Source organism: Bosea sp. BIWAKO-01, assembly GCF_001748145.1.
GTDB lineage: Bacteria > Pseudomonadota > Alphaproteobacteria > Rhizobiales > Beijerinckiaceae > Allobosea.
This window is the reverse complement of record NZ_BCQA01000001.1, coordinates 1,637,729-1,659,437: the sequence shown is the minus strand read 5'-3', so window position 1 is coordinate 1,659,437 and position 21,709 is coordinate 1,637,729. Positions and strand designations below refer to the sequence as shown.

22 protein-coding genes are annotated in these 21,709 nt (G+C 65.6%); 8 read left to right on the top strand and 14 right to left on the bottom strand.

The annotated features are described in order from the left end of the window. Window positions 1-10: 10 nt before the first annotated feature. Window positions 11-1,141, top strand: coding sequence for a copper-containing nitrite reductase (gene nirK, locus BIWAKO_RS07640; protein WP_069882262.1), 1,131 nt, complete (start codon window positions 11-13; stop codon window positions 1,139-1,141). 50 nt (window positions 1,142-1,191) lie between these two features. Beyond that, a complete protein-coding gene (locus tag BIWAKO_RS07635) occupies window positions 1,192-2,073 on the top strand; it encodes a formylglycine-generating enzyme family protein (protein ID WP_069878049.1) in 882 nt (293 codons plus the stop codon). Window positions 2,074-2,224: 151 nt separating this feature from the next. On the opposite strand, the gene BIWAKO_RS07630 is transcribed toward BIWAKO_RS07635, so the two are convergent. The 5 genes from BIWAKO_RS07630 to BIWAKO_RS07610 all read right to left on the bottom strand — a co-directional run bounded on the left by BIWAKO_RS07630 (window position 2,225) and on the right by BIWAKO_RS07610 (window position 7,880). Continuing rightward, entirely contained in the window at window positions 2,225-2,863 is a 639-nt protein-coding gene (locus BIWAKO_RS07630) for a redoxin domain-containing protein (RefSeq protein ID WP_069878047.1), read from the bottom strand. A 22-nt stretch (window positions 2,864-2,885) separates the two neighbouring features. Beyond that, on the bottom strand, window positions 2,886-5,066 hold the full coding sequence (locus BIWAKO_RS07625; RefSeq protein WP_069878046.1) for a protein-disulfide reductase DsbD family protein: 2,181 nt from the start codon (window positions 5,064-5,066) through the stop codon (window positions 2,886-2,888). A 264-nt stretch (window positions 5,067-5,330) separates the two neighbouring features. Continuing rightward, on the bottom strand, window positions 5,331-6,095 hold the full coding sequence (locus tag BIWAKO_RS07620; RefSeq protein WP_084651208.1) for an ABC transporter ATP-binding protein: 765 nt from the start codon (window positions 6,093-6,095) through the stop codon (window positions 5,331-5,333). Next, window positions 6,083-6,835, bottom strand: coding sequence for an ABC transporter permease (locus tag BIWAKO_RS07615; protein WP_069878042.1), 753 nt, complete (start codon window positions 6,833-6,835; stop codon window positions 6,083-6,085). The genes BIWAKO_RS07620 and BIWAKO_RS07615 overlap by 13 nt, the downstream gene beginning before the upstream one ends. Before the next feature lie 19 nt (window positions 6,836-6,854). After that, the gene (locus tag BIWAKO_RS07610) at window positions 6,855-7,880 is read right to left on the bottom strand and encodes an ABC transporter substrate-binding protein (protein ID WP_069882261.1); all 1,026 of its coding nucleotides are present in this window, start codon (window positions 7,878-7,880) and stop codon (window positions 6,855-6,857) included. Between the two features lie 160 nt (window positions 7,881-8,040). On the opposite strand from BIWAKO_RS07610, the gene BIWAKO_RS07605 reads away from it, so the two are divergent. Further along, window positions 8,041-8,508 (top strand): Lrp/AsnC family transcriptional regulator, encoded by a 468-nt coding sequence (locus BIWAKO_RS07605; RefSeq protein WP_069878041.1) that lies wholly within the window; start codon window positions 8,041-8,043, stop codon window positions 8,506-8,508. A 9-nt stretch (window positions 8,509-8,517) separates the two neighbouring features. Here the strand turns inward: BIWAKO_RS07605 and BIWAKO_RS07600 are convergent, their stop codons facing one another. After that, window positions 8,518-9,408 (bottom strand): hypothetical protein, encoded by an 891-nt coding sequence (locus BIWAKO_RS07600; protein ID WP_141740015.1) that lies wholly within the window; start codon window positions 9,406-9,408, stop codon window positions 8,518-8,520. 332 nt (window positions 9,409-9,740) lie between these two features. Here BIWAKO_RS07600 and dnaK point away from each other — a divergent pair, with 332 nt between their 5' ends. Continuing rightward, on the top strand, window positions 9,741-11,666 hold the full coding sequence (dnaK, locus tag BIWAKO_RS07595; protein WP_069878037.1) for a molecular chaperone DnaK: 1,926 nt from the start codon (window positions 9,741-9,743) through the stop codon (window positions 11,664-11,666). Window positions 11,667-11,819: 153 nt separating this feature from the next. Further along, a complete protein-coding gene (gene dnaJ / locus BIWAKO_RS07590; RefSeq protein ID WP_069878036.1) occupies window positions 11,820-12,959 on the top strand; it encodes a molecular chaperone DnaJ in 1,140 nt (379 codons plus the stop codon). 75 nt (window positions 12,960-13,034) lie between these two features. On the opposite strand, the gene BIWAKO_RS07585 is transcribed toward dnaJ, so the two are convergent. Continuing rightward, complete coding sequence (locus tag BIWAKO_RS07585; RefSeq protein WP_043234134.1) at window positions 13,035-13,226, bottom strand: CsbD family protein; 192 nt, start codon at window positions 13,224-13,226, stop codon at window positions 13,035-13,037. An 89-nt stretch (window positions 13,227-13,315) separates the two neighbouring features. Next, the gene (locus tag BIWAKO_RS07580) at window positions 13,316-14,152 is read right to left on the bottom strand and encodes a helix-turn-helix domain-containing protein (protein ID WP_069878034.1); all 837 of its coding nucleotides are present in this window, start codon (window positions 14,150-14,152) and stop codon (window positions 13,316-13,318) included. A 142-nt stretch (window positions 14,153-14,294) separates the two neighbouring features. On the opposite strand from BIWAKO_RS07580, the gene BIWAKO_RS07575 reads away from it, so the two are divergent. Together BIWAKO_RS07575 and BIWAKO_RS07570 are read left to right on the top strand one after the other, a co-directional pair. Next, complete coding sequence (locus tag BIWAKO_RS07575) at window positions 14,295-14,705, top strand: hypothetical protein (RefSeq protein ID WP_069878032.1); 411 nt, start codon at window positions 14,295-14,297, stop codon at window positions 14,703-14,705. Between the two features lie 217 nt (window positions 14,706-14,922). Then, on the top strand, window positions 14,923-17,124 hold the full coding sequence (locus BIWAKO_RS07570; RefSeq protein ID WP_069878030.1) for an esterase-like activity of phytase family protein: 2,202 nt from the start codon (window positions 14,923-14,925) through the stop codon (window positions 17,122-17,124). A gap of 140 nt (window positions 17,125-17,264) precedes the next feature. Here the strand turns inward: BIWAKO_RS07570 and BIWAKO_RS07565 are convergent, their stop codons facing one another. From BIWAKO_RS07565 to BIWAKO_RS07540, 6 genes are all read right to left on the bottom strand, one after another. Continuing rightward, entirely contained in the window at window positions 17,265-17,660 is a 396-nt protein-coding gene (locus BIWAKO_RS07565) for a cupin domain-containing protein (RefSeq protein WP_069878029.1), read from the bottom strand. A 158-nt stretch (window positions 17,661-17,818) separates the two neighbouring features. Further along, entirely contained in the window at window positions 17,819-18,619 is an 801-nt protein-coding gene (locus BIWAKO_RS07560; RefSeq protein WP_069878027.1) for a MetQ/NlpA family ABC transporter substrate-binding protein, read from the bottom strand. Window positions 18,620-18,662: 43 nt separating this feature from the next. Then, complete coding sequence (locus BIWAKO_RS07555; protein WP_069878025.1) at window positions 18,663-19,328, bottom strand: methionine ABC transporter permease; 666 nt, start codon at window positions 19,326-19,328, stop codon at window positions 18,663-18,665. After that, window positions 19,318-20,424 (bottom strand): methionine ABC transporter ATP-binding protein, encoded by a 1,107-nt coding sequence (locus BIWAKO_RS07550; protein ID WP_069882260.1) that lies wholly within the window; start codon window positions 20,422-20,424, stop codon window positions 19,318-19,320. Before BIWAKO_RS07550 ends, BIWAKO_RS07555 begins: the two co-directional genes overlap by 11 nt. A gap of 7 nt (window positions 20,425-20,431) precedes the next feature. Continuing rightward, window positions 20,432-20,617: a hypothetical protein gene (locus tag BIWAKO_RS07545; RefSeq protein WP_069878024.1), complete on the bottom strand. Its 186-nt coding sequence runs from the start codon at window positions 20,615-20,617 to the stop codon at window positions 20,432-20,434. A gap of 13 nt (window positions 20,618-20,630) precedes the next feature. After that, window positions 20,631-20,855, bottom strand: a complete 225-nt coding sequence (locus BIWAKO_RS07540; protein ID WP_069878022.1) for a hypothetical protein — start codon at window positions 20,853-20,855, stop codon at window positions 20,631-20,633. A 442-nt stretch (window positions 20,856-21,297) separates the two neighbouring features. Between BIWAKO_RS07540 and BIWAKO_RS07535 the strand changes: the two genes are divergently transcribed. Beyond that, entirely contained in the window at window positions 21,298-21,702 is a 405-nt protein-coding gene (locus tag BIWAKO_RS07535; RefSeq protein WP_141740014.1) for a hypothetical protein, read from the top strand. The last annotated feature ends 7 nt before the right edge of the window (window positions 21,703-21,709 follow it).

Below are 21,709 nucleotides of genomic sequence, written 5' to 3'. Positions count from 1 at the left end.
GGGGATGGCCATGGAACAGGCATTCGAGACCGCCGCTGGTACGTTCACAATTTCCCGACGGGCCGCTCTTGCGGGCGCCGCCATCCTGGCCGGGGCGCTGGTCGCTCCAGCATCGGCTTGGGCGCTTGATCTGCCGCGACAGAAGGTCGAGTTCGTCGCGCCGCCCTTCGTTCATCCTCACGAGCAGGCGACCAAGCTGGGCCCAAGGATCATGGAGTTCAGGCTCTGGGTTGAGGAGAAGAAGATCGTTATCGATGAAGAGGGCACCACGTTGCAGGCCATGACCTTCAACGGGTCGATCCCTGGGCCGCTTTTTGTCGTGCACGAGGGTGATTATGTCGAGGTGACGCTTGCCAATCCCGACACCAACTCGATGGCGCACAATATCGACTTCCATGCTGCTGCGGGCGCATCAGGCGGTGCCGATCTGACCTTGATCAACCCCGGAGAGCAGACCGTATTGCGCTGGAAGGCCACCCGGACGGGTGTGTTCGCTTATCACTGCATCCCAGGTGCCATGACCCCCTGGCATATCACCTCGGGCATGAGCGGCGCCGTGATGGTGCTGCCGCGGGACGGCCTCAAGGATGCGGCCGGACGGCCGCTTCACTACGATCGCGTCTACTACATCGGCGAGCATGATTATTACGTTCCGCGCGACGAAAAGGGCAAATTCAAGCAGTACGACACGCATGGCGACGCCTACATGGACACGATGGAGGTCATGCGAAAGCTGGTGCCAAGTCACGTCGTGTTCAACGGTGCGGTCGGAGCCCTGACGGGCAAGAACGCGATGCCCGCAAAGGTCGGTGAGAACGTGCTGATCGTGCATTCCCAAGCAAGCCGCGACACACGTCCACATCTGGTCGGCGGGTTCGGAGACTATGTCTGGGAGACCGGCAAGTTCTCGAATCCTCCCGAGACCAATCTCGAAACCTGGTTCATTCGGGGCGGATCCGCGGGCGCGGCGCTCACCAAATTCCTTCAGCCCGGCATTGTCGGTTACGTGAACCACAACATGATCGAGGCCTTCGAACTTGGTGCGACAGCCCATTTCAGGGTCGAGGGTCAATGGAATGATGACCTGATGACCCAGGTAGTGGCGCCCGAACCGATTCTGAGCAACGTCGCGCACAAATGATCTGACCATCACCCGCCTAGGGCCGTCGGACGGCCGCCTCGGGAGGCATCATGCTGTCCGCGTTCAAACTCATGGCCCTGGCCACCGCGGCGCTCGCACCCATCGCGATCTCGGCCCTCGCGCCAGGATATGGCACGGGCCCGGCGACACCGCATGTTCCGCTTCCAGAGTTCGTGGAACTCCGGCCCGGCACGATCCAGTTCCGTGCCAGCGGCGAGTTCCTGGGGGGCGGGAAGCCGATCGTCGCGCCAATCGTGGCGGTCACGGTCGACAGGTCTCTGGCCGTGATGAAAAGCCAGGTCACGGTTGCTGACTATCAACGCTGCGTCAAAGCCGGAGCATGTCCGGTGGCGGGCTCCGGCGAGACCGCCTCCAACCGTCCCGTCGTCGGGGTGAGCTGGCGAGACACTCAGGCCTATATATCCTGGCTGTCGCGTGAGACGGGGACGAGATTCCGGCTGCCGACCGACGAAGAATGGGCTTACGCAGCCGCAAGCCGGTTCCACGACGATGCCCTGCCGGAAAGCCTCGATCGCAGCGACCCCGGCCAGCGGGCGCTTGCGATTTATGACAGGGACGCGAGTCGCGTGATGGCGGCCGGCAAGGCGCCACAGCCGATTGGAAGTTTCGGCGCGAACGAGAATGGTCTTCTCGATATGGCCGGCAATGTCTGGGAATGGACCGACACCTGCTTTCAGCGCATCACCCTTGATGCCGCGGGGGCGACGACGGCCGCCGTGGCCAATTGCGGGGTCCGCGTCGTTGAGGGCCTTCATCGCGCCTATATGACGGATTTTGTGCGCGATGCGCGTGCCGGCGGCTGCGTATCGGGCACGCCGCCGAGCAATTTGGGCTTCCGCCTCGTACGCGATGACGTGTCCTGGCCTGGGTTGAGCCTTGCCTTGGGGTTGGTCCGGCCGGCCGCGAGGTAGGCGACATTCAGCGTATCAGAAGCGTCCCAAGATCTTCCGCCGGACCAGCGCCCCGCTCGCTGAAGAGGCAGGTCATGCATCAGGTCGCGGTGGCGTCGGCGCGGGTGATGTGGCCGCAGCGCGACGGCGCTGGTGGCCACGCCCACTGCCGTCAGCTGAGCGGTGCGAGCTTGATCCCGCAGCCATAGGCCTTGGTCGTGGCTTCCGAGATCGGCTTGCCGGCCTTCATTTCGGCCACCGCCTGGCGCACATAGCTCTTGGCGCCGTTCAGGCTGGCCGCGCTGGCCGAGGGCTTGTCGTCGATCGCGCCCGCATAGACCAGCGTGCCCTTGCCATCGATGATGTACATATGCGGCGTGGTCTGCGCCCGATAGGCGCGGCCCATGGTGCCCTTAGGGTCGAGCAACAGGTCGCTGGGGGCGGCGTTGCGCGAGGCGGTCAGCCCCTTGGCCTGGGCGGCCGTGACATAGCCCTGCTCACCCGGCGGTGAGGAGACGACGCTCAGCCAGACAATGCCTTCCTTCGTCATATCGCGCTGCAGGCTCTGCATGGTGCCGCCGTTGTAGTGTTTGCGGACATAGGGGCAGTCGTGATTGGTCCATTCTAGGATCACGGTCTTGCCCGGGAATTCCGAGAGCGACCGGGTCCGGCCGTCGACATCGATCACTGAGAAGGCGGGAGCCGGCGCACCGATCCGCGGGGCGCTCTGCGCGAGCGCCGGGCCCGCTGCGACTGTGAGGCCCGCAAGGACCAGACTTGCGATGAAACTCTGACGTGTCACAGCTGTCATGTCTGCCTCCGTCTTCCGGGGATCAGGGTCGGTTCTGCGCGGTCCTAGCCTCTTTGCCGGCGGCACGGCTGGCAGCCTCGACCAGCATGTCGGTCGTCAGGAGTTGCGGCATGATTTCGGGCGGCGCGCCCTTCGTGCCGGGATAGAACAGGTAGAGCGGCACGCCGGCCCGGCCGTGCTCGGCAAGCGCGGCGGCGATGGTGGCATTCCGGTTGGTCCAGTCGGCCTTGAGATAGGCGACGTTCAGCTTGGCAAAGGTGTCCTTGACCTCCTGCCGGACCAGCGCGACCCGCTCATTGGCGAGGCAGGTGATGCACCAGGCCGCGGTGAAGTTGACGAAGACGGGACGCCCTTCCGCCTGCAGCGCGGCGACGCGCTCGGGAGACCAGGGCTCGATGTCGCCCGCCCGTGCTGTGTCCGTCGCGCTCGGAACGGCGCTCTGAAGCACGAAGGCCCCGGCGCCGACGGCGACGAACAGGGCGAGGGCCGAAAGGGCGATTCGGGTCCGCCCGCCAGCACTGCGGCCGAGGCCGAGCAGCCAGACGAGGAAGCCGGCCGCGAGGATCGCCGCCAGAGCGGCAAGCACGCCGCCGGGCCCGGCCTGGACGGAGGCGACCCAGACCAGCCAGGTCGCGGTCGCAAACATCGGGAAGGCAAAGGCCTGCTTGAGGATGACCATCCAGCGGCCGGGCTTTGGCAGCAGACGCAGCCAGCCGGGAGCGAAGGACAGGAGGACCACCGGCGCGGCAAAGCCGAGCGCGAGCGCCAGGAAGACCGCAAGTGCGATCTGCGGCGGTTGCGTTACGGCATATCCCATGGCCGCGCCCATGAAGGGGGCGGTGCAGGGCGTCGCGACGATGACGGCGAGCGCCCCGGTCATGAAGGCGCCCAAGCGTCCGCCGCTGGAGGCAAGCCCGTGCCCGGCGCCCTGGACGGAGCCGCCGATTTCGAATGCGCCGAGCAGGTTGAGGCCGATCAGCACCATGATGACCGCCAGCGCGATCACGACGGGCGGCGATTGCAGCTGGAAACCCCAGCCGATGCTGGTGCCAAGCGCTGCCAGCGCGATCACCGCGCCGGCAAGGATGATGAAGCTGGTAAGGACGCCGCAAAGGAAGAGCAGACCCTGCTCGCGCACCTCGGCGCGGCTCGCCTGTGCGGCCTGGGCGAAGCCGAGCGCCTTGATGAACAGCACCGGCAGCACGCAAGGCATCAGGTTGAGGATCAGGCCGCCGGCGAAGGCGAAGGCCAGTGCTGCCCAGAGCGTCAGGTTGCTTTCGGGCGCTGCGGCGACGCGCACCACGGCCAGGGCCTGGGCAGCTTGCGGCGCCGCTGCCGCAGGCGTGGAATTGACCAGCGCAGGCTCGACATCGGCCATCAGGCTGAGCGCGCGCGGCACGCCGGCCTCGCGATAGGTGATGACCCCGTTGAGTTCGGTCTCGCCGATCTTGAACGAGCTGGAACGGGCAAGTCGCAAGACCGTGCCGTCGGAAGAGTTCGTCGCGGTCTGCGGAGCGGCATGCTCGATCAACGTCTCGAGCAGCGGGAAGTAGCGCAGCTCCTCGACGGGCTGCCCGAGGCCCGGCAGCGCGAGGGCTAGAGCATCGCCGTCCTGCGTCAGCTTCGCCCGGAAAGCGGCAGGTTGCGGCAGCGCGGCGCGGGCCGCATCGATCCGCGACTGTGCCGCCTCATCGGCGACCGGGGCCGGGCCGACCTTGAGGTCGAGCGTGAAGGAGCCTTCCTCGGGGATGCAGATCTTTTCGCAGACCAGCCAGGTCGCGTTCGCCTTGAGGGTAAGGCGCTCGCCCGGCTGTGCGCCTTCGGGAACGGTGATCTCCACCGGCAGCAGCACGGCGTCGCTGAAGCCGAAATTGACGAGCGGCTCGACCGGGAGCGCCTTCGGCGCCGGCCATTGGATCGCACCGGCGCTGTAGCCCGCAGGCAATGTCCACTCGATCCGCGTCGGCTCGCCGGAATCGCCGGGATTGGCCCAGTATGTGTGCCAGCCCTTGGCGATCTTCTGGCTGAGCGCGACCTGGAAGCGCTCGCCGGGCGCAACGACGTCGCGGCTGGAGAGCAGGGTCGCAGTGACGCGGGGGCTGGTGACCGCGGCCGATTCAGCGGCAAGGGCGGCGCCGGGCAGGAGCAGTGCGAGGATGAGAAGGCCCCGCCGCAGCAAGCCGTTTGTAATGCGCTCGACCATGTTTTCCGTCGTCAAATCCGTAAAAGCCTCAGCTCACCTGCCCCAAATTGGCGCTGCGCGCCAATGACAAGCCGGTGATAGCGCGTGAGCAGGGCCTTCTTCGGGCATCGGGCGCAAGGATGCCCCGCGCCATGATGTCGCCCCGCGCACGGGAGCTTCACCATTCCGGGTAAGCCGGGCCGCGGCGCCGCTCCGGGCGCCCTTCGAGAGCGTCCGAGGCTATGCTGCGCTGCGGCTGGAACGACGACGTGGTGTGAGCGGCAATCAGATCGCTGCGCCATCCGCGACGATATCGGCGCCAAGTCCGCGGCGCACGGCACGCACGATCTCGGTCTCGGCAGCGGCTCCGCGGCGGCGCGGGCGCGGAGCGGTGATCCGATGCTCGGCGATGATCTGGCCGGGTGCGCCCGAGAGCACGACGACGCGGTCGGCGAGATAGGCAGCCTCGTCGATGTCATGCGTGACGAAGAGCACGGTCTTGTCGGTGCTTTGCCAGACTCGGATCAGCTCGTCCTGCAGGGTTTCGCGCGTCAGGGCGTCCAGTGCCGAGAAGGGCTCGTCCATCAGCAGGATCTCCGGCTCGACCGCGAGCGCGCGCGCCAGCGAGACGCGCTGGCGCTGGCCGCCTGAGAGCTGCTGGGGCCAGCGCTGTGCGAGCGGACCGAGCCCCACGAGATCGAGCATCTCCTGAGCCTGCTTGAGCCGCGCGGGGCGCGAGGCCCGCCCCTCGAGCCCAAAGCCGACATTGGAGATCACCTTGCGCCAGGGCAGCAGGCGCGAATCCTGGAAGACCAGAGCGACCGGCCGGCGCGTCCGGTCCCTGGCATGGAAGATGACCTCGCCGCCGCTCGGCTTGGCGAGCCCGGCGATGACGCGCAGCAGGGTCGACTTGCCGACGCCGGATGGGCCGACAATGGCGAGGAATTCGCCGCGCGCGACCTGCAGGTCCAGCTTGTGCAGCACCTCGGTCGCTTCCCCGTCGCGGGTGAAGGTCAGCGACAGGGCCTTGATGTCGATCACGCTTTCCATCGCAGAACCCATCCCTGGAAAGCGACGAAGGCGGTGTCGAGCAGGCCGTAAAGCGCGGCCATGGTCAGCATGTAGATCACCACGATGTCGGTCGCGAGCAGACTGGAGGCCTGCATCATGCGCTGGCCGACACCGGCGACGCCAAAGATCTCGGCGGCGACCACCGCCATCCAGGCCTGGCCGAGCGCGGTGCGGACGCCGACCAGAATGCCGGGCATTGCGGCCGGCAGCAGGATCTTGCTCAGACGCTGCCAGGCCGATCGGAAACCAAACGCGTCCGCAACCTCGATCAGGTCACGGTCGACGCCGCGGATCGCGCCCTGCGCCGCAAAGAAGACGATCCAGAACACGCCGATGGCGATGATGAAGACCGCCGCCGACGGATTGACCCCGAACCAGATGATGGCGAAGGGCACCCAGGCGAGGCCGGGAATCGGCCGGAGCACGCGCACGACCCAGGCCGTGGCCTCTTCCGCGGTGCGCGACATGCCGACGAGCACGCCGGTGGCGATGCCGAGGCCGGCGCCGACGATCAGGCCCGTGAAATAATGGCCGAGCGAGCCGCCGATCGCCGACAACCACGCACCCGAGCTCACTTCGCGCCAGAATGCCTTCGGCAAGGCAGACGGGCCAGGCAGGAAGGCCGGGTTCACCAGGCCGAAATAGGGGATAGCCTCCCAGAGTAGCACGAAGGCGAGGAGGCCTGCGAAGGCGAGGGCCGGAGCCCTGAGCGAGGTCAAGTTCAGCCGCCGGATTCTGTCAGAGGGTTTTGATGGCGCGCTCGTAATACTGGGTCTCGAACAGGCCGTCGAAAGGCAGTTCCTTCTCGAGCGAGCCCAGCTTGACCTGATAGGCCTGCATGGCACGCGACGGCTCGATGATGACGCGCGGATCGATCTGGAACTTGCTGGCGGGCGAGGTCAGCGCCTGTCGGATCAGGGCCGGGTCGACGATGCCCTTGCCAAGCGCGGCGCCGACATGCGGGGCAGCCTTGTCGGGGTCCTTGGCGATCAGAGCGGCGGCACGCACCAGGCTGGTCACCAGCTTCTGCACGGCGTCAGGATTCTTGGTGACGAAATCGCCTGATGCTGCGACCACGGTCCCGGGCTGGCCGGGGAACAGTTCTTCGCCGCCGGCGATCAGCTTGATGCCGGGATTGCGGGTCTGGATGATCGACAGCGCCGGCTCGCGCACGATCGCGCCCTCGACGGCTGCTGCGAGCACGGCCTGCTGGGTCGCGTCGATGCCCATGGGCACGACCTCGACATCGGCCTTGTCGGCCTTGGCGACCTCCCAGAGCCAGTATTGCAGGGTGGTGTTGGGCACCGAGCCGGCCGGCTGGGTCGCAAGCCGGGCCGGCTTTCCGGTGGCGGCCTTATGTGCCTTGAAGGCCGCAGCCGGTGCGGTGCCGGGCGTGAAGAACTTGGCGAGCGCGGGCGCTGCGACGAAGACGTTCTCGGCGACCGCAGTTGCGGCCACGACGCGAATGTCGACGCCGCGCGAGCGGGCGACGGCAAGCGGCGCGATGCCCGCGACATAGAGGTCGATCGTGCCCGAGGCCAGTGCCTGGATCATGTTCGGACCGGATTCGAAGACCGTGAAGGCGGCATTGATGCCCGCCTCCTTGAGCCAGCCTTCGCCATTGGCAACGAAGACGGGCGCCGTGCCGATGACCGGGATGTAGCCGACACGGGCTGTCACGCCGCTCTGGGCCCATGCAGCGCCGGCAAGGGGAGTGCTCGCGAGAAGCGAAGAGCCGGCGAGCAGAAACTGGCGGCGATCCATCGATCCATCCTTCATGAAAATCGGTCCGGCGATAACGCCGGTTGACAGATTGAGAAAAGGATTTTCTATCTGAATGCAAGATGCGGGCATCGAAAAGATGATTTTTCTCTAGATTCCCAATTCAATAGGAAATCAATTCTCCAATTGATGGGCTGAGAGAATGGATGCGATCGACCGGAAAATCCTGACTGTCCTGCAAGGTGATGCGAACATCTCGATCGCCGAGCTGGCCGATCGCGTCGGCCTCTCGCAGACGCCCTGCTGGAAGCGGATTCAGCGGCTGGAGGCGACGGGCGTCATCACCAAGCGTGTCGCGCTGGTGGCGCCGGAGAAGATCGGACTCGGGCTCACGGTCTTCGTCCAGATCGAGACCGCCGACCATTCCGGTCCCTGGCTGGAAAAATTCGCTCAGATGGTCGCGTCGATGCCGGAGGTCATGGAGTTCTACCGGATGGCCGGCGATGTCGATTACATGCTGCGCGTGGTGGTGGCCGACATGGCGGCCTATGATGGCTTCTATAAGCGGCTGATCGAGACGATTCCGCTGAAGAACGTCACCTCCCGCTTCGCGATGGAACGCATCAAGGCGACCACGGCCTACAAGGTTCCGGACATGCCGAAAGTGTAAGGGCCGGGCCTACTGGGTCGGAACGGCAACCGGCGGCGCGACCGGGCGGGCCACGGCGGGTCGGGCCGGCTTGGGCCGTTCGGGCTTGGGTTCGGGCAGGCCGAGGCGGGCGCGGATTGCGGCAGCCTTGGCCTCCGTGATGCGCGCGGCGCAGAAACCGAGCGATCCTTCGCGCTGGAAATCACGGCAGGTCAGCTCACGTTCGGAGGTGAACCCGGCCTGTTCCCGCGCGATGCTGCGCTGCGTGCTGAGATCGCCCTTGGCTGCAAGCGCGCGAAAGCCCTCGCGCACGGCGCGCTCCGCCCTGCCGCGCTCGGATTCGATCTCCTTGGCGCGCGCCGAGAGGGTGCGTGCATCAGGCCCCCAGAGACCTCGCGGGTCGATCCGGCAGGCGGCTGCCTCGATCACGCAGGGTTGCTCAGGCTCGACCACCAGAAAGGCGCCCTCCAGGACATCGAACACGATCGGGCAGGCCGAGGCCTCCAGCTTGTAGCGTGGCACACCGGCCGGTTTGCCGAGCGATGTCACCGGCAGCGGCGTATCGCCGAAGGAAATGGCACAGGGCTCCGTCAGGTTGCCGGGCTGGAAGCCGGCAGCGTTGAGCTTGAGGCCAAAGCCGGTCGGCGTCTTCTCGAAGACCGCTTCGCCGGCGCCGCCATTCTGCCGGAGCACGCGGCCGATGATCCCTTCCTCGGTCGGCAGCTTGATGGCCGGCATCGAGGGGGTGTGCGGCTTGGCCGGTCCGCCCGTGCCGGGGGGCGCCGCCTGATGTGCGCCCGGCGGATTGAAGGGTTGCGCGCCTGGCAATTGCATCGGCTGAGCCTGGGCAAGCCCACCCGAACCGGCTGCAGCCAGCATCACGAAGATCTTGAGGGCTATGCGGCCGGGTCTGGTCAGCATCGGGTGCCGTGAAATGGTAAACGCAATCTTCTGCATGAATTGGCGAGCGAACGCATGCAAGAGCATTGGCGCAACACTGCTTGGCAATGATGCGGCCGCGACCTCTCCCCCGCGTGACGCGCGCGTTTGCCGATTCTTAATCCGGCTCCGTGTCTTGCAAGGGCGGGAACACCCTCACTATATACGCCGCCAAGAGGCGGTTTGACGACCGCGAAACGTGGAATGCCGGTTCCGTTTGCCGCGTAAGGCGGGGGCGGGCCGGTCCATGGGCCGGCAGGCGGTGCGAAATGCGTCGCCGGTCGGCGATCTGCTAATCGAAAGGGATCCCGTCCATGGGTAAAGTTATTGGTATCGACCTCGGCACGACGAACTCCTGCGTTGCCGTGATGGAAGGCACTACACCGAAGGTTATCGAGAATTCCGAGGGCGCGCGCACCACGCCCTCCATCGTCGCCATCACCGATGACGGCGAGCGGCTTGTCGGCCAGCCGGCCAAGCGTCAGGCCGTCACCAATCCGGAGCGCACTTTCTTCGCCATCAAGCGCCTGATCGGTCGGACCTTTGAGGATCCGATGACGAAGAAGGACATGAATCTCGTCCCTTACCGGATCAAGAAGGCCCCGACGGGCGATGCTTGGGTCGAGGCTGACGGCAAGGACTATTCGCCTTCGCAGATTTCCGCCTTCACCCTGACCAAGATGAAGGAGACCGCCGAGGCCTATCTCGGGCAGCCGGTCACGCAGGCGGTCATCACCGTTCCCGCCTATTTCAACGACGCCCAGCGTCAGGCCACGAAGGATGCCGGTCGCATCGCCGGCCTCGAGGTGCTGCGCATCATCAACGAGCCGACGGCGGCTGCGCTCGCCTATGGCCTCGACAAGAAGACCGCTGGCACGATCGCGGTCTATGACCTCGGCGGCGGCACCTTCGACGTCTCGATCCTCGAGATCGGCGACGGCGTCTTCGAGGTGAAGTCGACCAATGGCGACACCTTCCTGGGTGGCGAAGACTTCGACATGCGCCTGGTCGAATACCTTGCGGACGAGTTCAAGCGCGAGCAGGGCATCGACCTGAAGAAGGACAAGCTCGCCCTGCAGCGCCTGAAGGAAGCTGCCGAGAAGGCCAAGATCGAGCTTTCCAGCGCCGCGCAGACCGAAATCAACCTGCCCTACATCACTGCCGACGCCTCCGGGCCGAAGCACCTCGCCATCAAGCTCTCGCGCGCCAAGTTCGAGAGCCTGGTCGACGATCTGATCCAGCGCACCATCGAGCCCTGCCGCAAGGCGCTCAAGGATGCCGGCCTTTCGGCGGGCCAGATCGACGAGGTCGTTCTCGTCGGCGGCATGACCCGCATGCCGAAGGTCCAGGAGGTGGTGAAGCAGTTCTTCGGCAAGGAGCCGCATAAGGGCGTCAATCCGGACGAGGTCGTCGCCATCGGCGCCGCGATCCAGGCCGGCGTGCTGCAGGGCGACGTCAAGGACGTGCTGCTGCTCGACGTGACCCCGCTCTCGCTCGGCATCGAGACGCTCGGCGGCGTGTTCACCCGCCTGATCGACCGCAACACCACGATCCCGACCAAGAAGAGCCAGGTCTTCTCGACCGCCGAGGACAACCAGGGCGCGGTGACGATCCGGGTCTTCCAGGGCGAGCGCGAGATGGCTGCCGACAACAAGATGCTCGGCCAGTTCGACCTGATGGGCATCCCGCCGGCGCCGCGCGGCATGCCGCAGATCGAGGTGACCTTCGACATCGACGCCAACGGCATCGTCTCGGTGACGGCGAAGGACAAGGCCACCAACAAGGAGCAGCAGATCCGCATCCAGGCTTCCGGTGGTCTCTCCGAGGCCGACATCCAGAAGATGGTGAAGGACGCCGAGGCGAATGCCACCGAGGACAAGAAGCGCCGCGAGCTGGTGGAAGCCAAGAACCAGGGCGAGAGCCTGGTCCACTCCACCGAGAAGTCGCTGAAGGACTATGGCGACAAGGTTTCTGCCGCCGACAAGTCAGCGATCGAGACCGCACTTGACGCGCTCAAGGCCGCGCTGGCCGAAGAGAATGTCGAGGCGATCACCTCGCGCACGACCGACCTGATGCAGGCCTCGATGAAGCTCGGTGAAGCCATGTATGCGGCGAGCCAGGCCGAGGGTGCCACGGCTGAAGGCGGCGAAGAGCATGCCGACGCCAAGAAGGACGACGTCATCGACGCCGACTTCAAGGATGTCAGCGACGACAAGAACGACAAGAAGAAGAGCGCCTGATCGCGCTCTGATCTCTCCACGACGACCTGGCCGGGCTTGCCCCGGCCATCTCGTTCGGGAAGGGCCTCTTGCAAGGGAAATGTCGTTCTTCTGACGAACATGGTCGGGTTCCCCCGGCCATGATGCCGAGAAGAACGAAGGGGTGGCTGTTTGATGTCCAAACGCGACTACTACGAGATCCTCGGCGTCTCGAAGACGGCTAACGAGGCGGAGCTCAAGAGTGCTTTCCGCAAGCTCGCCATGCAATGCCATCCCGATCGCCATCCCGGCGACAAGGGGGCCGAGGCCAAGTTCAAGGAACTGAACGAGGCCTATCAGGTGCTTGCCGACGGCCAGAAGCGTGGCGCCTATGATCGCTACGGCCACCAGGCCTTTGAGAATGGCGGCGGTGGTCCCGGCGGCGGAGCCGATTTCTCCGACTTCATGTCGGACATCTTCGATTCCTTCTTCGGCGATGCGCGGGGCCGCGGTGGACCACGCGGAGCCAATGGCCGCGAACGCGGTGCCGATCTCCGCTACAATCTCGAAATCGGGCTGGAGGACGCCTTCGCCGGCAAGAGCGCATCGATCCGCGTACCGACCTCGATTGCCTGCGAATCCTGCTCCGGGACCGGCGCCAAGCCGGGCTCGACGTCGCGCCAGTGCCCGACCTGCGGCGGCCATGGCCGCGTGCGCGCCAATCAGGGCTTCTTCTCGGTGGAGCGCACCTGCCCGACCTGCAACGGGCGCGGTGAAGTCATCGATGACCCCTGCAAGAATTGCTCGGGCGCCGGGCGCGTCACTCGCGAGCGCACGCTGTCGGTCAACATTCCGGCCGGCGTCGAGGACGGCACCCGCATCCGGCTTGCCGGTGAGGGCGAGGCTGGCCTGCGCGGCGGGCCGGCAGGCGATCTCTACATCTTCCTGTCGATCAAGCCGCACGCGATCTTCCAGCGCGACGGGGCCGATCTGTTCTGCCGGGTGCCGCTTGGCCTCACCTCGGCGGCTCTCGGCGGCGAGATCGAAGTCCCGACGCTGACCGGCGAGAAGGCACGGGTCAAAATTCCCGAGGGCACCCAGAACGGCAAGCAGTTCCGGCTCAAGGGCAAGGGCATGAGCGTGCTGCGCTCGCGCGAGGTCGGGGATCTCTATATCGAGGTCGTGGTCGAGACGCCGCAGAAGCTGACGGCGCGTCAGCGCGAATTGCTGCTCGAGTTCGAGCGCGAATGCTCCGGCGCAACCCACCCGGAAACTGCCGGCTTCTTCGGTCGTGTCAAGGAATTCCTGGGCGGTATGAGCGGCGGCGCGGCCTGAGGGCGGGCTCCGCAATTGAAAAGGCGGGCGACCCATCCGGGGCACCCGCCTTTCAGATCGCCGGCCTGATGGAGATCAGGCCTTGTCGATCACTTTCTTGACCGCATCCTTGGCTTTACCAACGGCCTGCTGGGCCTCGCCCTTGCGCTCCTGCGCAATCCCTTCGGCCTGAAGCCCCGGCTTGTTCATCGCCTTGCCGACGCCCTGCTTGACGTTGCCAGCGGCCTCGTTGGCCATGCCCTTGATCTTGTCCGCGGTGCTGCCCATGGGTCGTGTTCCTCTGTTAAAAAACGCATGTCGCATCAGCGACTTGTGCTGAGGAAACGGCTGGAACGGGCAAAGGTTCCCGGAAAAGTTCACGCTGCTCCGGATCGGTCCGCGGATGCGATTGCCATCGCCCGCAGCGCCTCGGCCGTCTCCGCATCGGCCGGAAAGAAGGTTTCCAGGGCCAGTTCCGACAGCGTGATGTCGACCGGCGTGCCGAAGACGGTTGTCGTCGAAATCAGGGAGAGCACCTGGTCGCCGACCTTCAGCTGCATCGGCACGACGATGGCAGCTTCCGCCTCGTGGTCCGGCGCGTGGCCCTTGCGAGTGGGCTGAGGCGGCGCCGGATAGGTCAGCAGCTCGACGAGGAGATCGGCCAGGATCGGATCGGCCGTCGCCCTGATCTGCTGCCTCAGCCTTGCGATCAGATGGCTTCGCCATTCCGCGAGATTGACGATGAAGGGGGCGAGCCCGCCGGGATGCAGGCTGAGCCTCAGCACGTTGACGGGTGGGCGCAGCAGTTCGGCATCCGCGACAAGGCCGAGCAGAGGTGTCACCGCGGCATTCGCGGCAAGCAACGTCCAATGCCGGTCGACCGCGACGGCCGGATAGGGCTCGTGACCTTTCAGCACGAGATCGATCGCCGACTTGGCTGCCTGCAAGCTCGGATCCTCCAGCGACCGTTCGAGATAGACCGGGGCATAGCCCGCGGCGAGCAGCAGGGCGTTACGCTCGCGCAGCGGCACGGCGAGATACTCCGCCAGGTGCAGAACCATGTCGCGGCTCGGCGCCGAGCGGCCGCTCTCGATGAAGCTGAGATGCTTCTGGGAGATCTCCGCTTCGAGCGCGAGGTCGAGTTGGCTTAGCCGGCGCAGCTGGCGCCAGTCGCGGATGAGGTGGCCGACGGTGGGTTGATGATGCTTGTTCATGGCGAGAAACCTATCCGGGCTGTCGGTTCGTTCCAATTACCTCTCGCTTAATCGACGGGCCGACACGACAGCGTCAGCATGGCTCCAACATCAACAGCCCAGGCCGGCCGCCGGAACGGGCTCACACCAAGGAGACCACGCCATGTCCTCGATCCAGTCCTCGCGCTTTCTCCGCAATGCCCTTGCTCTCGATGCCGCTGCCTGCGCCGCCACCGGCCTGCTGCTCGCCTTCGCTGCTGCGCCGCTCGCCGAATTGCTCGGCTTCCCCGAGGCTTTCCTCCGCGGCGCCGGCCTGGTGCTGCTCCCCTGCGCCGCGCTGCTTGCGCTCTTCTCCAGTCGCGAGACCCTGCCGCGGGTCGCCGTCTATGCGGTGATTGGCATCAACCTCCTCTGGATCGCCGACAGCATCCTGATCCTGGTTGCCGGCTGGTTTGCGCCGACCGGGCTCGGCATCGCCTTCGTGCTGGCGCAGGCTGCAGCGGTCGCGATCGTCACCGAACTCGAGATCATCGGCTTCAAGCGCTCGACCGCCGCCGCCGTCGCCGCCGCCTGAACGTAAGCAGCAGGCATCTCCAACTCGACGCCTTCCGGCCCCCGCCGGAGGGCGTCGTGCTGTTTTCACAAAGCCATTACGTGGCGGGGGCGTCTTGTTCGCGGCCCAATGGGGGAGCGCGGGCTCCGATCGGGGAAAGCGTCACGAAACTGTCGTGCGCACTCAATAGCTGATGCGGCCTGCACAGTTTTGTTGCCCCACGGAACAGGATCGCCCCATGCGCACCTCACTCGTTCTCGCGGCTCTCGCCTCGGTCCTGCTTGGCGGAACGGCTCTGGCCGAGCCGATGTTCAACCGTGTCGCGACCTTCTCCGTGCCGCTCAACCTGCCGGCCGATCGCGACGCGTCCAAGAAGACGGTGTCCGAAATCATCGCGGCCAACGAAGCGGGAACGCTTCTGGCCTATACCGATGCCGAGCAGAAAGCCCTCGGCCTGATCGACATCACGACGGCCTCCGCCCCGAAGCCGGCAGGCTTCATTCCGCTCGAGGGAGAGCCGACCTCGGTCGTGATCCTTGGCGACAAGGCCTTCGTCGTGGTCGTCACCTCCGGCGACAATTTCAAGGAGCCGGCCGGGCATCTTGCCACGGTCGATCTCAAGGCGCGGCAGGTCGTTGCCAAATGCGAGCTCGGCGGCCAGCCGGATTCGATCACGCTGACCAAGGACAAGGGTAAGCTCGCCATCGTCATCGAGAACGAGCGCGACGAGAAGCTGAACAAGGGTGCGCTGCCGCAACTGCCCGCCGGCAACCTGACCCTGGTCGGCATCAAGGATGGCGGCGCCGACTGCGCCTCACGTCAGGTGGTCGACCTGACGGGCATTGCCGCCGTCGAACCGACCGACCCGGAACCGGAATTCGTCGACGTCAACCTGGACGGCCTTGCCGTGGTGACGATGCAGGAGAACAACCACCTCGCCATCGTCGACACCAAGACCGGCAAGATCGTCACCCATTTCTCCGCCGGCACCGTCGATCTGAAGAACATCGACAAGACCCGCGACGGCGAGATCAAGCCGGTCGAGGAACTCAAGGGCGTCGCCCGCGAGCCGGACGCGGTGCGCTGGATCGACACCGAGCGCTTCGTCACCGCCAATGAAGGCGATTGGAAGGGGGGCTCGCGCGGCTTCACCATCTTCCGCAAGGACGGCACGATCGAGTTCGATTCGGCGGCGATGGTCGACCATATCGCCATGCGTCACGGCCATTATCCGGAAAAGCGCTCGGCCGCGAAGGGCAGCGAGCCGGAAGGGATCGAGGTCGGCACCTACGGCAATGACAAGCTGATCTTCGTCGGCCTCGAGCGCGCCTCCCTCGTATTGGTCTTCAAGGACGAGGGCGCCGGGAAAGCACCGCGTTACCTCCAGGCCCTGCCGGGTGGCATCGGTCCGGAAGGCCTGCTTGCCATCCCGCAGCGCAATCTGCTCGTTTCGGCCTCCGAGACCGATGTCGGCGAGAAGGGCGGCGCCCGTTCCGCAGTGACCATCTATGAGCGCAACGAAGGCCCGGCCGCCTATCCGACGATCGTCTCGCAGGATCATGAGGGGCTGCCGATCGGCTGGGGCGCCCTTTCCGGACTTGCCGCCCATGGCAGCACGGCTGGCCCTCTCTTTGCGGTGACCGACAGCGCCTATACGCCGTCCCGCATCCTCGAGATCGACACCACGCAGAAGCCGGCCAGGATCGTCGCCGGACTGACTGTGACCAAGGATGGCAAGCCCGCCTCCTATGACCTGGAAGGGATCGCGACCCGGGCCAATGGCGGCTTCTGGCTGGCTTCGGAAGGCAATCCCGAGATCAAGGACAAGCCGACCCGCAACATCCTGCTGCGGGCGACCGCAAAGGGTGAGATCGAGGAGGAGATCCACCTTCCCGAAGAGCTCGACAAGCATGCGGTGCGCTTCGGCTTCGAGGGCGTGACGGTGACCGGCGAGGGCGCGGACGAGACCGTCTGGCTCGCCGTGCAGCGCGAATGGAAGGATGATCCCAAGGGCAAGACCAAGATTCTGTCCTACAAGCCGGCCAGCAAGCAGTGGGGCGTGCTGCATTACCCGCTGACGGCTCCGGCCGCCGGTGCCTGGATGGGCCTGTCGGAGTTGACCTATCTCGGCAACGAGACCTTTGCCGTGATTGAGCGCGACAATCTCTTCGGCGCCAAGGCGGTAAAGACGCTGGCCACCTTCTCGGTCAAGGGTCTGACGCCAGCCGCTATCGGCGCCGCCGCCATCCCGACCGTCGAGAAGAAGTCGCTGCGCGATCTCACGCCAGATCTGATGAAAGCTGGCGGCTATGGTCTCGACAAGGTCGAGGGCATGGCTGTCGATAAGGCCGGCAATCTCTTCGTTGTCACCGACAATGACGGTGTCGACGATTCCTCCGGCGAGACCCAGTTCTTCGCCCTCGGCAAGATCTCGCAGTAAGGCAGGCGCAATCGCCCGGCAGCGGGCCCAGGCACCGCCCCGAAATGCGGATTGCGCCTTTCGGGAAAGGTGACGAAAATACAGATGCTTGGATCATCGGACCGAAAGATCCGGTCTGATGATCCGACGCTGTCGGGTTTCTAGCGAACCGGATCCAGGAACGGCGTGTCCGGCTCGCTGACATAGAAGATCACCACCTTCAGCATTTCGTTGCCGCGGTTGTAGCCGGTCATCTTGACGTTCGGCGGCTCGACCAGCGATTCGCCGGCCTTCACCGTCACGGCCGTACGTCCCTGCATTTCCAGGGTGAAGGCGCCTTCGACGACATGGACCGTCACCGGGAAACGGTGGGTATGGAACGGTGTCCTGTCTCCCGGCTTGATCATGGCGGTCATCACCCTGATTTCCTGCTGGAGACCGGTCGGCATTCCCGGAATCACGGTCTTGAGCACAAGCTCGGGGCGTGCCAGACGCTCCGTCTGGGCGGCGGCCGGCAGCGAGGCGAGGACGCAGGCGGCAAGCGGCAGGCAACGCATGATCTCCTCCTCTGATCACGGTAATCCTGCGCCATCATAGCCGCCTGCACCGCGGCAGGCCCGGTCTATCTTGTCTGCAAAGAAAAACCCCGGATGCTCGCGCATCCGGGGCAGGTGCCTGGCCGCAACGCGTGACCAGGTGGGAGGAACGATTGAGGTCACCAGCCAGCGAGCACGTTGCCTTTGAAGCGCTCGGTGACGAAGGCCTTGATTTCGGGTGAGTGATAGGCTTCGACCAGGGTCTTGACCCAGGGCTTGTCCTTGTCCGCCTCGCGCACGGCGATGACGTTGACATAGGGGCCCTTCGGGTCTTCGCGCAGGATGGCCGAGGTCGGCTCGATCTTGGCGTCGACTGCGTAGTTGGTGTTGATCGAGGCGGCCCCGACATCGGCAAGCGAGCGCGGCGCCTGCGCCGCATCGATCTCGATGATCTTCAGCTTCTTCGGATTGGCCGTGATGTCGGCGACGCTCGGCTTCACGCCGACGCCGTCCTTCAGCTTGATCACGTCCTTGTCCTGCAGCAGCAGCAGCGAGCGGCCGCCATTGGTCGGATCGTTCTGGATGGCGACTGTTGCACCATCCGGAATCTCGGCCCAGCTCTTGTACTTCGACGAATAGATCCCGAGCGGGAAGTTCACGGTCAGGCCGACGCTGACGAGCTTGTAGCCGCGGTCCTTCACCTGATTGTCGAGATAGGGCTGGTGCTGGAAGGAGTTGGCCTCCAGTTCGCCTGCATCCAGCGCCTGGTTCGGCACGACATAGTCGGAGAACTCGACGATCTTGATATCGAGGCCCTTCTTGGCGGCGATCGGCTTCACCTTCTCGAGGATTTCGGCATGCGGGCCGGGCGAGACGCCGATGCGCAGCGTCTGATTCTGCTGGGCGAGGGCCGGTACCGAGAGGAGAAGCGCGAGGCTGGAGGCGGCAAGCGCGGCGCGGCGGGTCAGATTGATCGACATGATGTTTCCTTGCGGGTGTTTGAACTGTTGGGGACGGATTGGCTCAGGCGTGGCGCAGGCGCTTGTTGAGGTGGCCGGCAAGCCGGTCGCCGATGCTCTGCACGGTCTGGACGAGGACGATCAGCACGGCGACGACGACGGCCATCACGTCCGGCATGAAGCGCTGGTAGCCGTAGCGGATGCCGAGATCGCCGAGGCCGCCGCCACCGACTGCGCCGACCATGGCCGAGAAGCCGATCAGGCTGACGATGGCCAGTGTCAGGCCGAGTGTGATCGCCGGCAGTGCCTCGGGCACCAGAACCTTGCGCACGATCTGCAGCGGGCTCGCCCCCATGGCGCGCGCCGCCTCGACCAGGCCCTGATCGACTTCGCGGATGGCGCCCTCGATCAGTCGGGCGATGAACGGAGCGGCCGCGACGGTGAGGGGGACCATGGCGGCATTGGTGCCGATCGAGGTGCCAGCGAGCAGCCGGGTGAAGGGGATGATCGCGACAACGAGGATGATGAAGGGCGTCGAGCGCGTGGCGTTGACGAGCATGCCGAGCACGGCGTTGACGGCGGGCGCGGCGAAGAGCTCGCCACGTTTGCTGGTCGCCAGGAAGACGCCGAGGGGCAGGCCGATCAGCGTTCCGATCCCGGCAGCGACTGCAACCATGAGCAGCGTGTCGGCGGTCGCCTGGGCGATGAGGCGGATGAGTTCAGGAGACATGGCCGATAACCTCCGCCTTGAGTTCGAGGCTCTTCAGGGCGCCGAGCACGGCAGCGAGTTCCGGCTCATGGGCCGTGACCGAGACGAGCAGGCTGCCAAAGGGCTGGCCCGCGATGGCATCGATCCGTCCGGCCAGGATGTTGACATCGACGCCGACGATCGAGCTCAGCCGGCTGATCACCGGGGCTGTCGCATTCTCGCCGATGAAGGTGATGCGCAGCAGGGCGCTGTCGCCAGGACGTGCCTCCGGCCTGACCCGGCCCGCGAGATGGGCGGGAAGTTCGACGCCGGTCACCGTCTCGACGAAACGCGCGGTGGTCGGATGCCTGGGCTGGGTGAAGACGGTGAAGGTCTCGCCTTCCTCGACGATGCGCCCGCCCTCGATCACCGCAACGCGGTCGCAGATCTCCTTGATCACCGGAATCTCGTGGGTGATCAGCAGGATGGTGATGCCGAGCTCGCGATTGACCCGCTTCAGCAGGCCGAGGATCGACTGTGTGGTCTCGGGGTCCAGCGCCGAGGTCGCCTCGTCGCAGAGCAGCACCTTCGGCTCGGTCGAAAGCGCGCGGGCGATACCGACGCGCTGCTTCTGGCCGCCGGAGAGTTCGGCCGGATAGCGCTCGCGCTTCTCGGACAGGCCAACGAGATCGAGCAGCCGCGTGACCTGGCGTTCGATCTCGGCCTTTGGCGCGCCGGCGATTTCCAGCGGCAGCGCGACATTGTCGAAGACCGTGCGAGACGAGAGCAGGTTGAAGTGCTGGAAGATCATGCCGATCGTCCGGCGGCGCGCCCGCCAACCGGCTTCGGTCAGGCCGGTGACATCCTCATCCTCGATCAGGATGCGGCCGGAGCTCGCTCGCTCCAGGCCGTTGACCAGCCGGATCAGCGTGGACTTGCCGGCGCCGGAGCGGCCGATCACGCCAAGGATTGCGCTACGCGGCACGGTGAGATCGATGCCCGAGAGCGCGGTCACGGCGCCTTGCCCGGAGCGGCCGGAGAAGACCTTGCCGACATTCTCGAACCGGATCGCGGGTTCGGAACTGAAGACGGGGTTGGCACCGACGCTGAAGGCATCGGGCTTCACGAGAGCGTTCATCATAACCTCAGAGGAGCGTGTGGCAGGACCAGTGCGAGATGCCGAGCTGTTCCAGCGTCACGTCGTTGATGGAGCGTCGTGTGTTCTCGTCTTCGTCCGCTCGCTCCGGGGGCGAAGAGGGCGCGAGCGCTGTGGGAAAGGCCCGGTCGAGCCAGTCCCGCAGCAATGCGCTGAGGGTTGTGATCAGTGCCATCGGCCTGTCCCCGCTATGACGCCAGCCGCAGAACCGGACGGCGCTGCGAGGCGGCGAGCTGCCGGGCTGCGATCTCGGCAGCGCTCGGTGTTGCGAAGCGGTGGCCCTCGAGGGCGCGAAAGGCGGACGAGGCGGAGATGAAGGTGAAGAAGCGTTCGTCGTTGCGGCGATTGACGAGCCCCACCTGGGTCTCGCCGATTTCGATGATGAATGCTTGCTGGGTCTGCGATTGGGTCATGGCTTGCCTCCGCCGCAGGGGCGGCGTTCGATTGAGCGGATCGGATTGGGAGAGGGGCCCGGCGTTAGCCTGGGCCGTCTTTCAATGCAGGATCAGCATCGACAACAGCAGGCAGCCATCAGCATCGCAGCAGCGGACCGGCGCAAGGTCGAAACGGTCATGTTCATCTCCTCGTCACTGGAGCCCACGACCCGGTCGTGGCGCTTTAGCGTTTGGTGACGCGGCGCAAGCTGCTCGCTCAAATCTCCGCGGCCGCCGAACTATGTCCAGCGACAACGTCAATTTGGGTGAAAGTGTCCTCTTTGTCAACCCGATCGTTCTTTTAAAGAAACGAATGAAAGGGAATGAATCTTTCGTGCGCCGTTGCCGAGGGGGCAGAAATCTCTCTCCGATCGTCCCGCGGACCTCACCCTGCGACAGAGCGCGGCTTGACGGAGAGCAGGTGACGAGGCCAAGTCGCGCCATGTCGGCCCTTGGTTCCTCGCTTGAGACGCTGCGCCGCTCCGTCCTCGGAGCCTGGCTTGCGGCCGTCTATGCGCTGGCCGTTCTGGCGGCAGGCCTCGTGCCGACACCAGCCTTTGCCGCTCATCCCGCGCTGGCAGGTGCCGTGCTGTGTTCGGGGCAGTCCGCCTCGGAACCGTCGGAGGGTTCAGAGCCGGCGAAGGATGCACAGCATTGCATCGGCTGCCCCGTCAATCCCGTGCTGGCGACCCCTCCTGCGCCGGTTCAGCCGTTGGGGGTTCGCCTCGCGGCGCCACTGGAGCGGTCCGTTCCATTCCTGACGGAGGCAACGCATGGCGCGGTCCTCGGGCTGCCGCAATCAAGAGCGCCACCGATCGGATCCTGAACACGGT

Coding starts and splice junctions, on each gene's coding strand:
- BIWAKO_RS07540 (WP_069878022.1), bottom strand. CDS start 20,855: ATGACCCAATCGCAGACCCAGCAAGCATTCATCATCGAAATCGGCGAG.
- BIWAKO_RS07575 (WP_069878032.1), top strand. CDS start 14,295: ATGTCCTCGATCCAGTCCTCGCGCTTTCTCCGCAATGCCCTTGCTCTC.
- BIWAKO_RS07560 (WP_069878027.1), bottom strand. CDS start 18,619: ATGTCGATCAATCTGACCCGCCGCGCCGCGCTTGCCGCCTCCAGCCTC.
- BIWAKO_RS07585 (WP_043234134.1), bottom strand. CDS start 13,226: ATGGGCAGCACCGCGGACAAGATCAAGGGCATGGCCAACGAGGCCGCT.
- BIWAKO_RS07605 (WP_069878041.1), top strand. CDS start 8,041: ATGGATGCGATCGACCGGAAAATCCTGACTGTCCTGCAAGGTGATGCG.
- BIWAKO_RS07630 (WP_069878047.1), bottom strand. CDS start 2,863: ATGACAGCTGTGACACGTCAGAGTTTCATCGCAAGTCTGGTCCTTGCG.
- BIWAKO_RS07620 (WP_084651208.1), bottom strand. CDS start 6,095: ATGGAAAGCGTGATCGACATCAAGGCCCTGTCGCTGACCTTCACCCGC.
- BIWAKO_RS07610 (WP_069882261.1), bottom strand. CDS start 7,880: ATGGATCGCCGCCAGTTTCTGCTCGCCGGCTCTTCGCTTCTCGCGAGC.
- BIWAKO_RS07570 (WP_069878030.1), top strand. CDS start 14,923: ATGCGCACCTCACTCGTTCTCGCGGCTCTCGCCTCGGTCCTGCTTGGC.
- BIWAKO_RS07550 (WP_069882260.1), bottom strand. CDS start 20,424: ATGAACGCTCTCGTGAAGCCCGATGCCTTCAGCGTCGGTGCCAACCCC.
- dnaK (WP_069878037.1), top strand. CDS start 9,741: ATGGGTAAAGTTATTGGTATCGACCTCGGCACGACGAACTCCTGCGTT.
- BIWAKO_RS07600 (WP_141740015.1), bottom strand. CDS start 9,408: ATGCTGACCAGACCCGGCCGCATAGCCCTCAAGATCTTCGTGATGCTG.
- BIWAKO_RS07565 (WP_069878029.1), bottom strand. CDS start 17,660: ATGCGTTGCCTGCCGCTTGCCGCCTGCGTCCTCGCCTCGCTGCCGGCC.
- nirK (WP_069882262.1), top strand. CDS start 11: ATGGAACAGGCATTCGAGACCGCCGCTGGTACGTTCACAATTTCCCGA.
- BIWAKO_RS07555 (WP_069878025.1), bottom strand. CDS start 19,328: ATGTCTCCTGAACTCATCCGCCTCATCGCCCAGGCGACCGCCGACACG.
- dnaJ (WP_069878036.1), top strand. CDS start 11,820: ATGTCCAAACGCGACTACTACGAGATCCTCGGCGTCTCGAAGACGGCT.
- BIWAKO_RS07545 (WP_069878024.1), bottom strand. CDS start 20,617: ATGGCACTGATCACAACCCTCAGCGCATTGCTGCGGGACTGGCTCGAC.
- BIWAKO_RS07625 (WP_069878046.1), bottom strand. CDS start 5,066: ATGGTCGAGCGCATTACAAACGGCTTGCTGCGGCGGGGCCTTCTCATC.
- BIWAKO_RS07635 (WP_069878049.1), top strand. CDS start 1,192: ATGCTGTCCGCGTTCAAACTCATGGCCCTGGCCACCGCGGCGCTCGCA.
- BIWAKO_RS07580 (WP_069878034.1), bottom strand. CDS start 14,152: ATGAACAAGCATCATCAACCCACCGTCGGCCACCTCATCCGCGACTGG.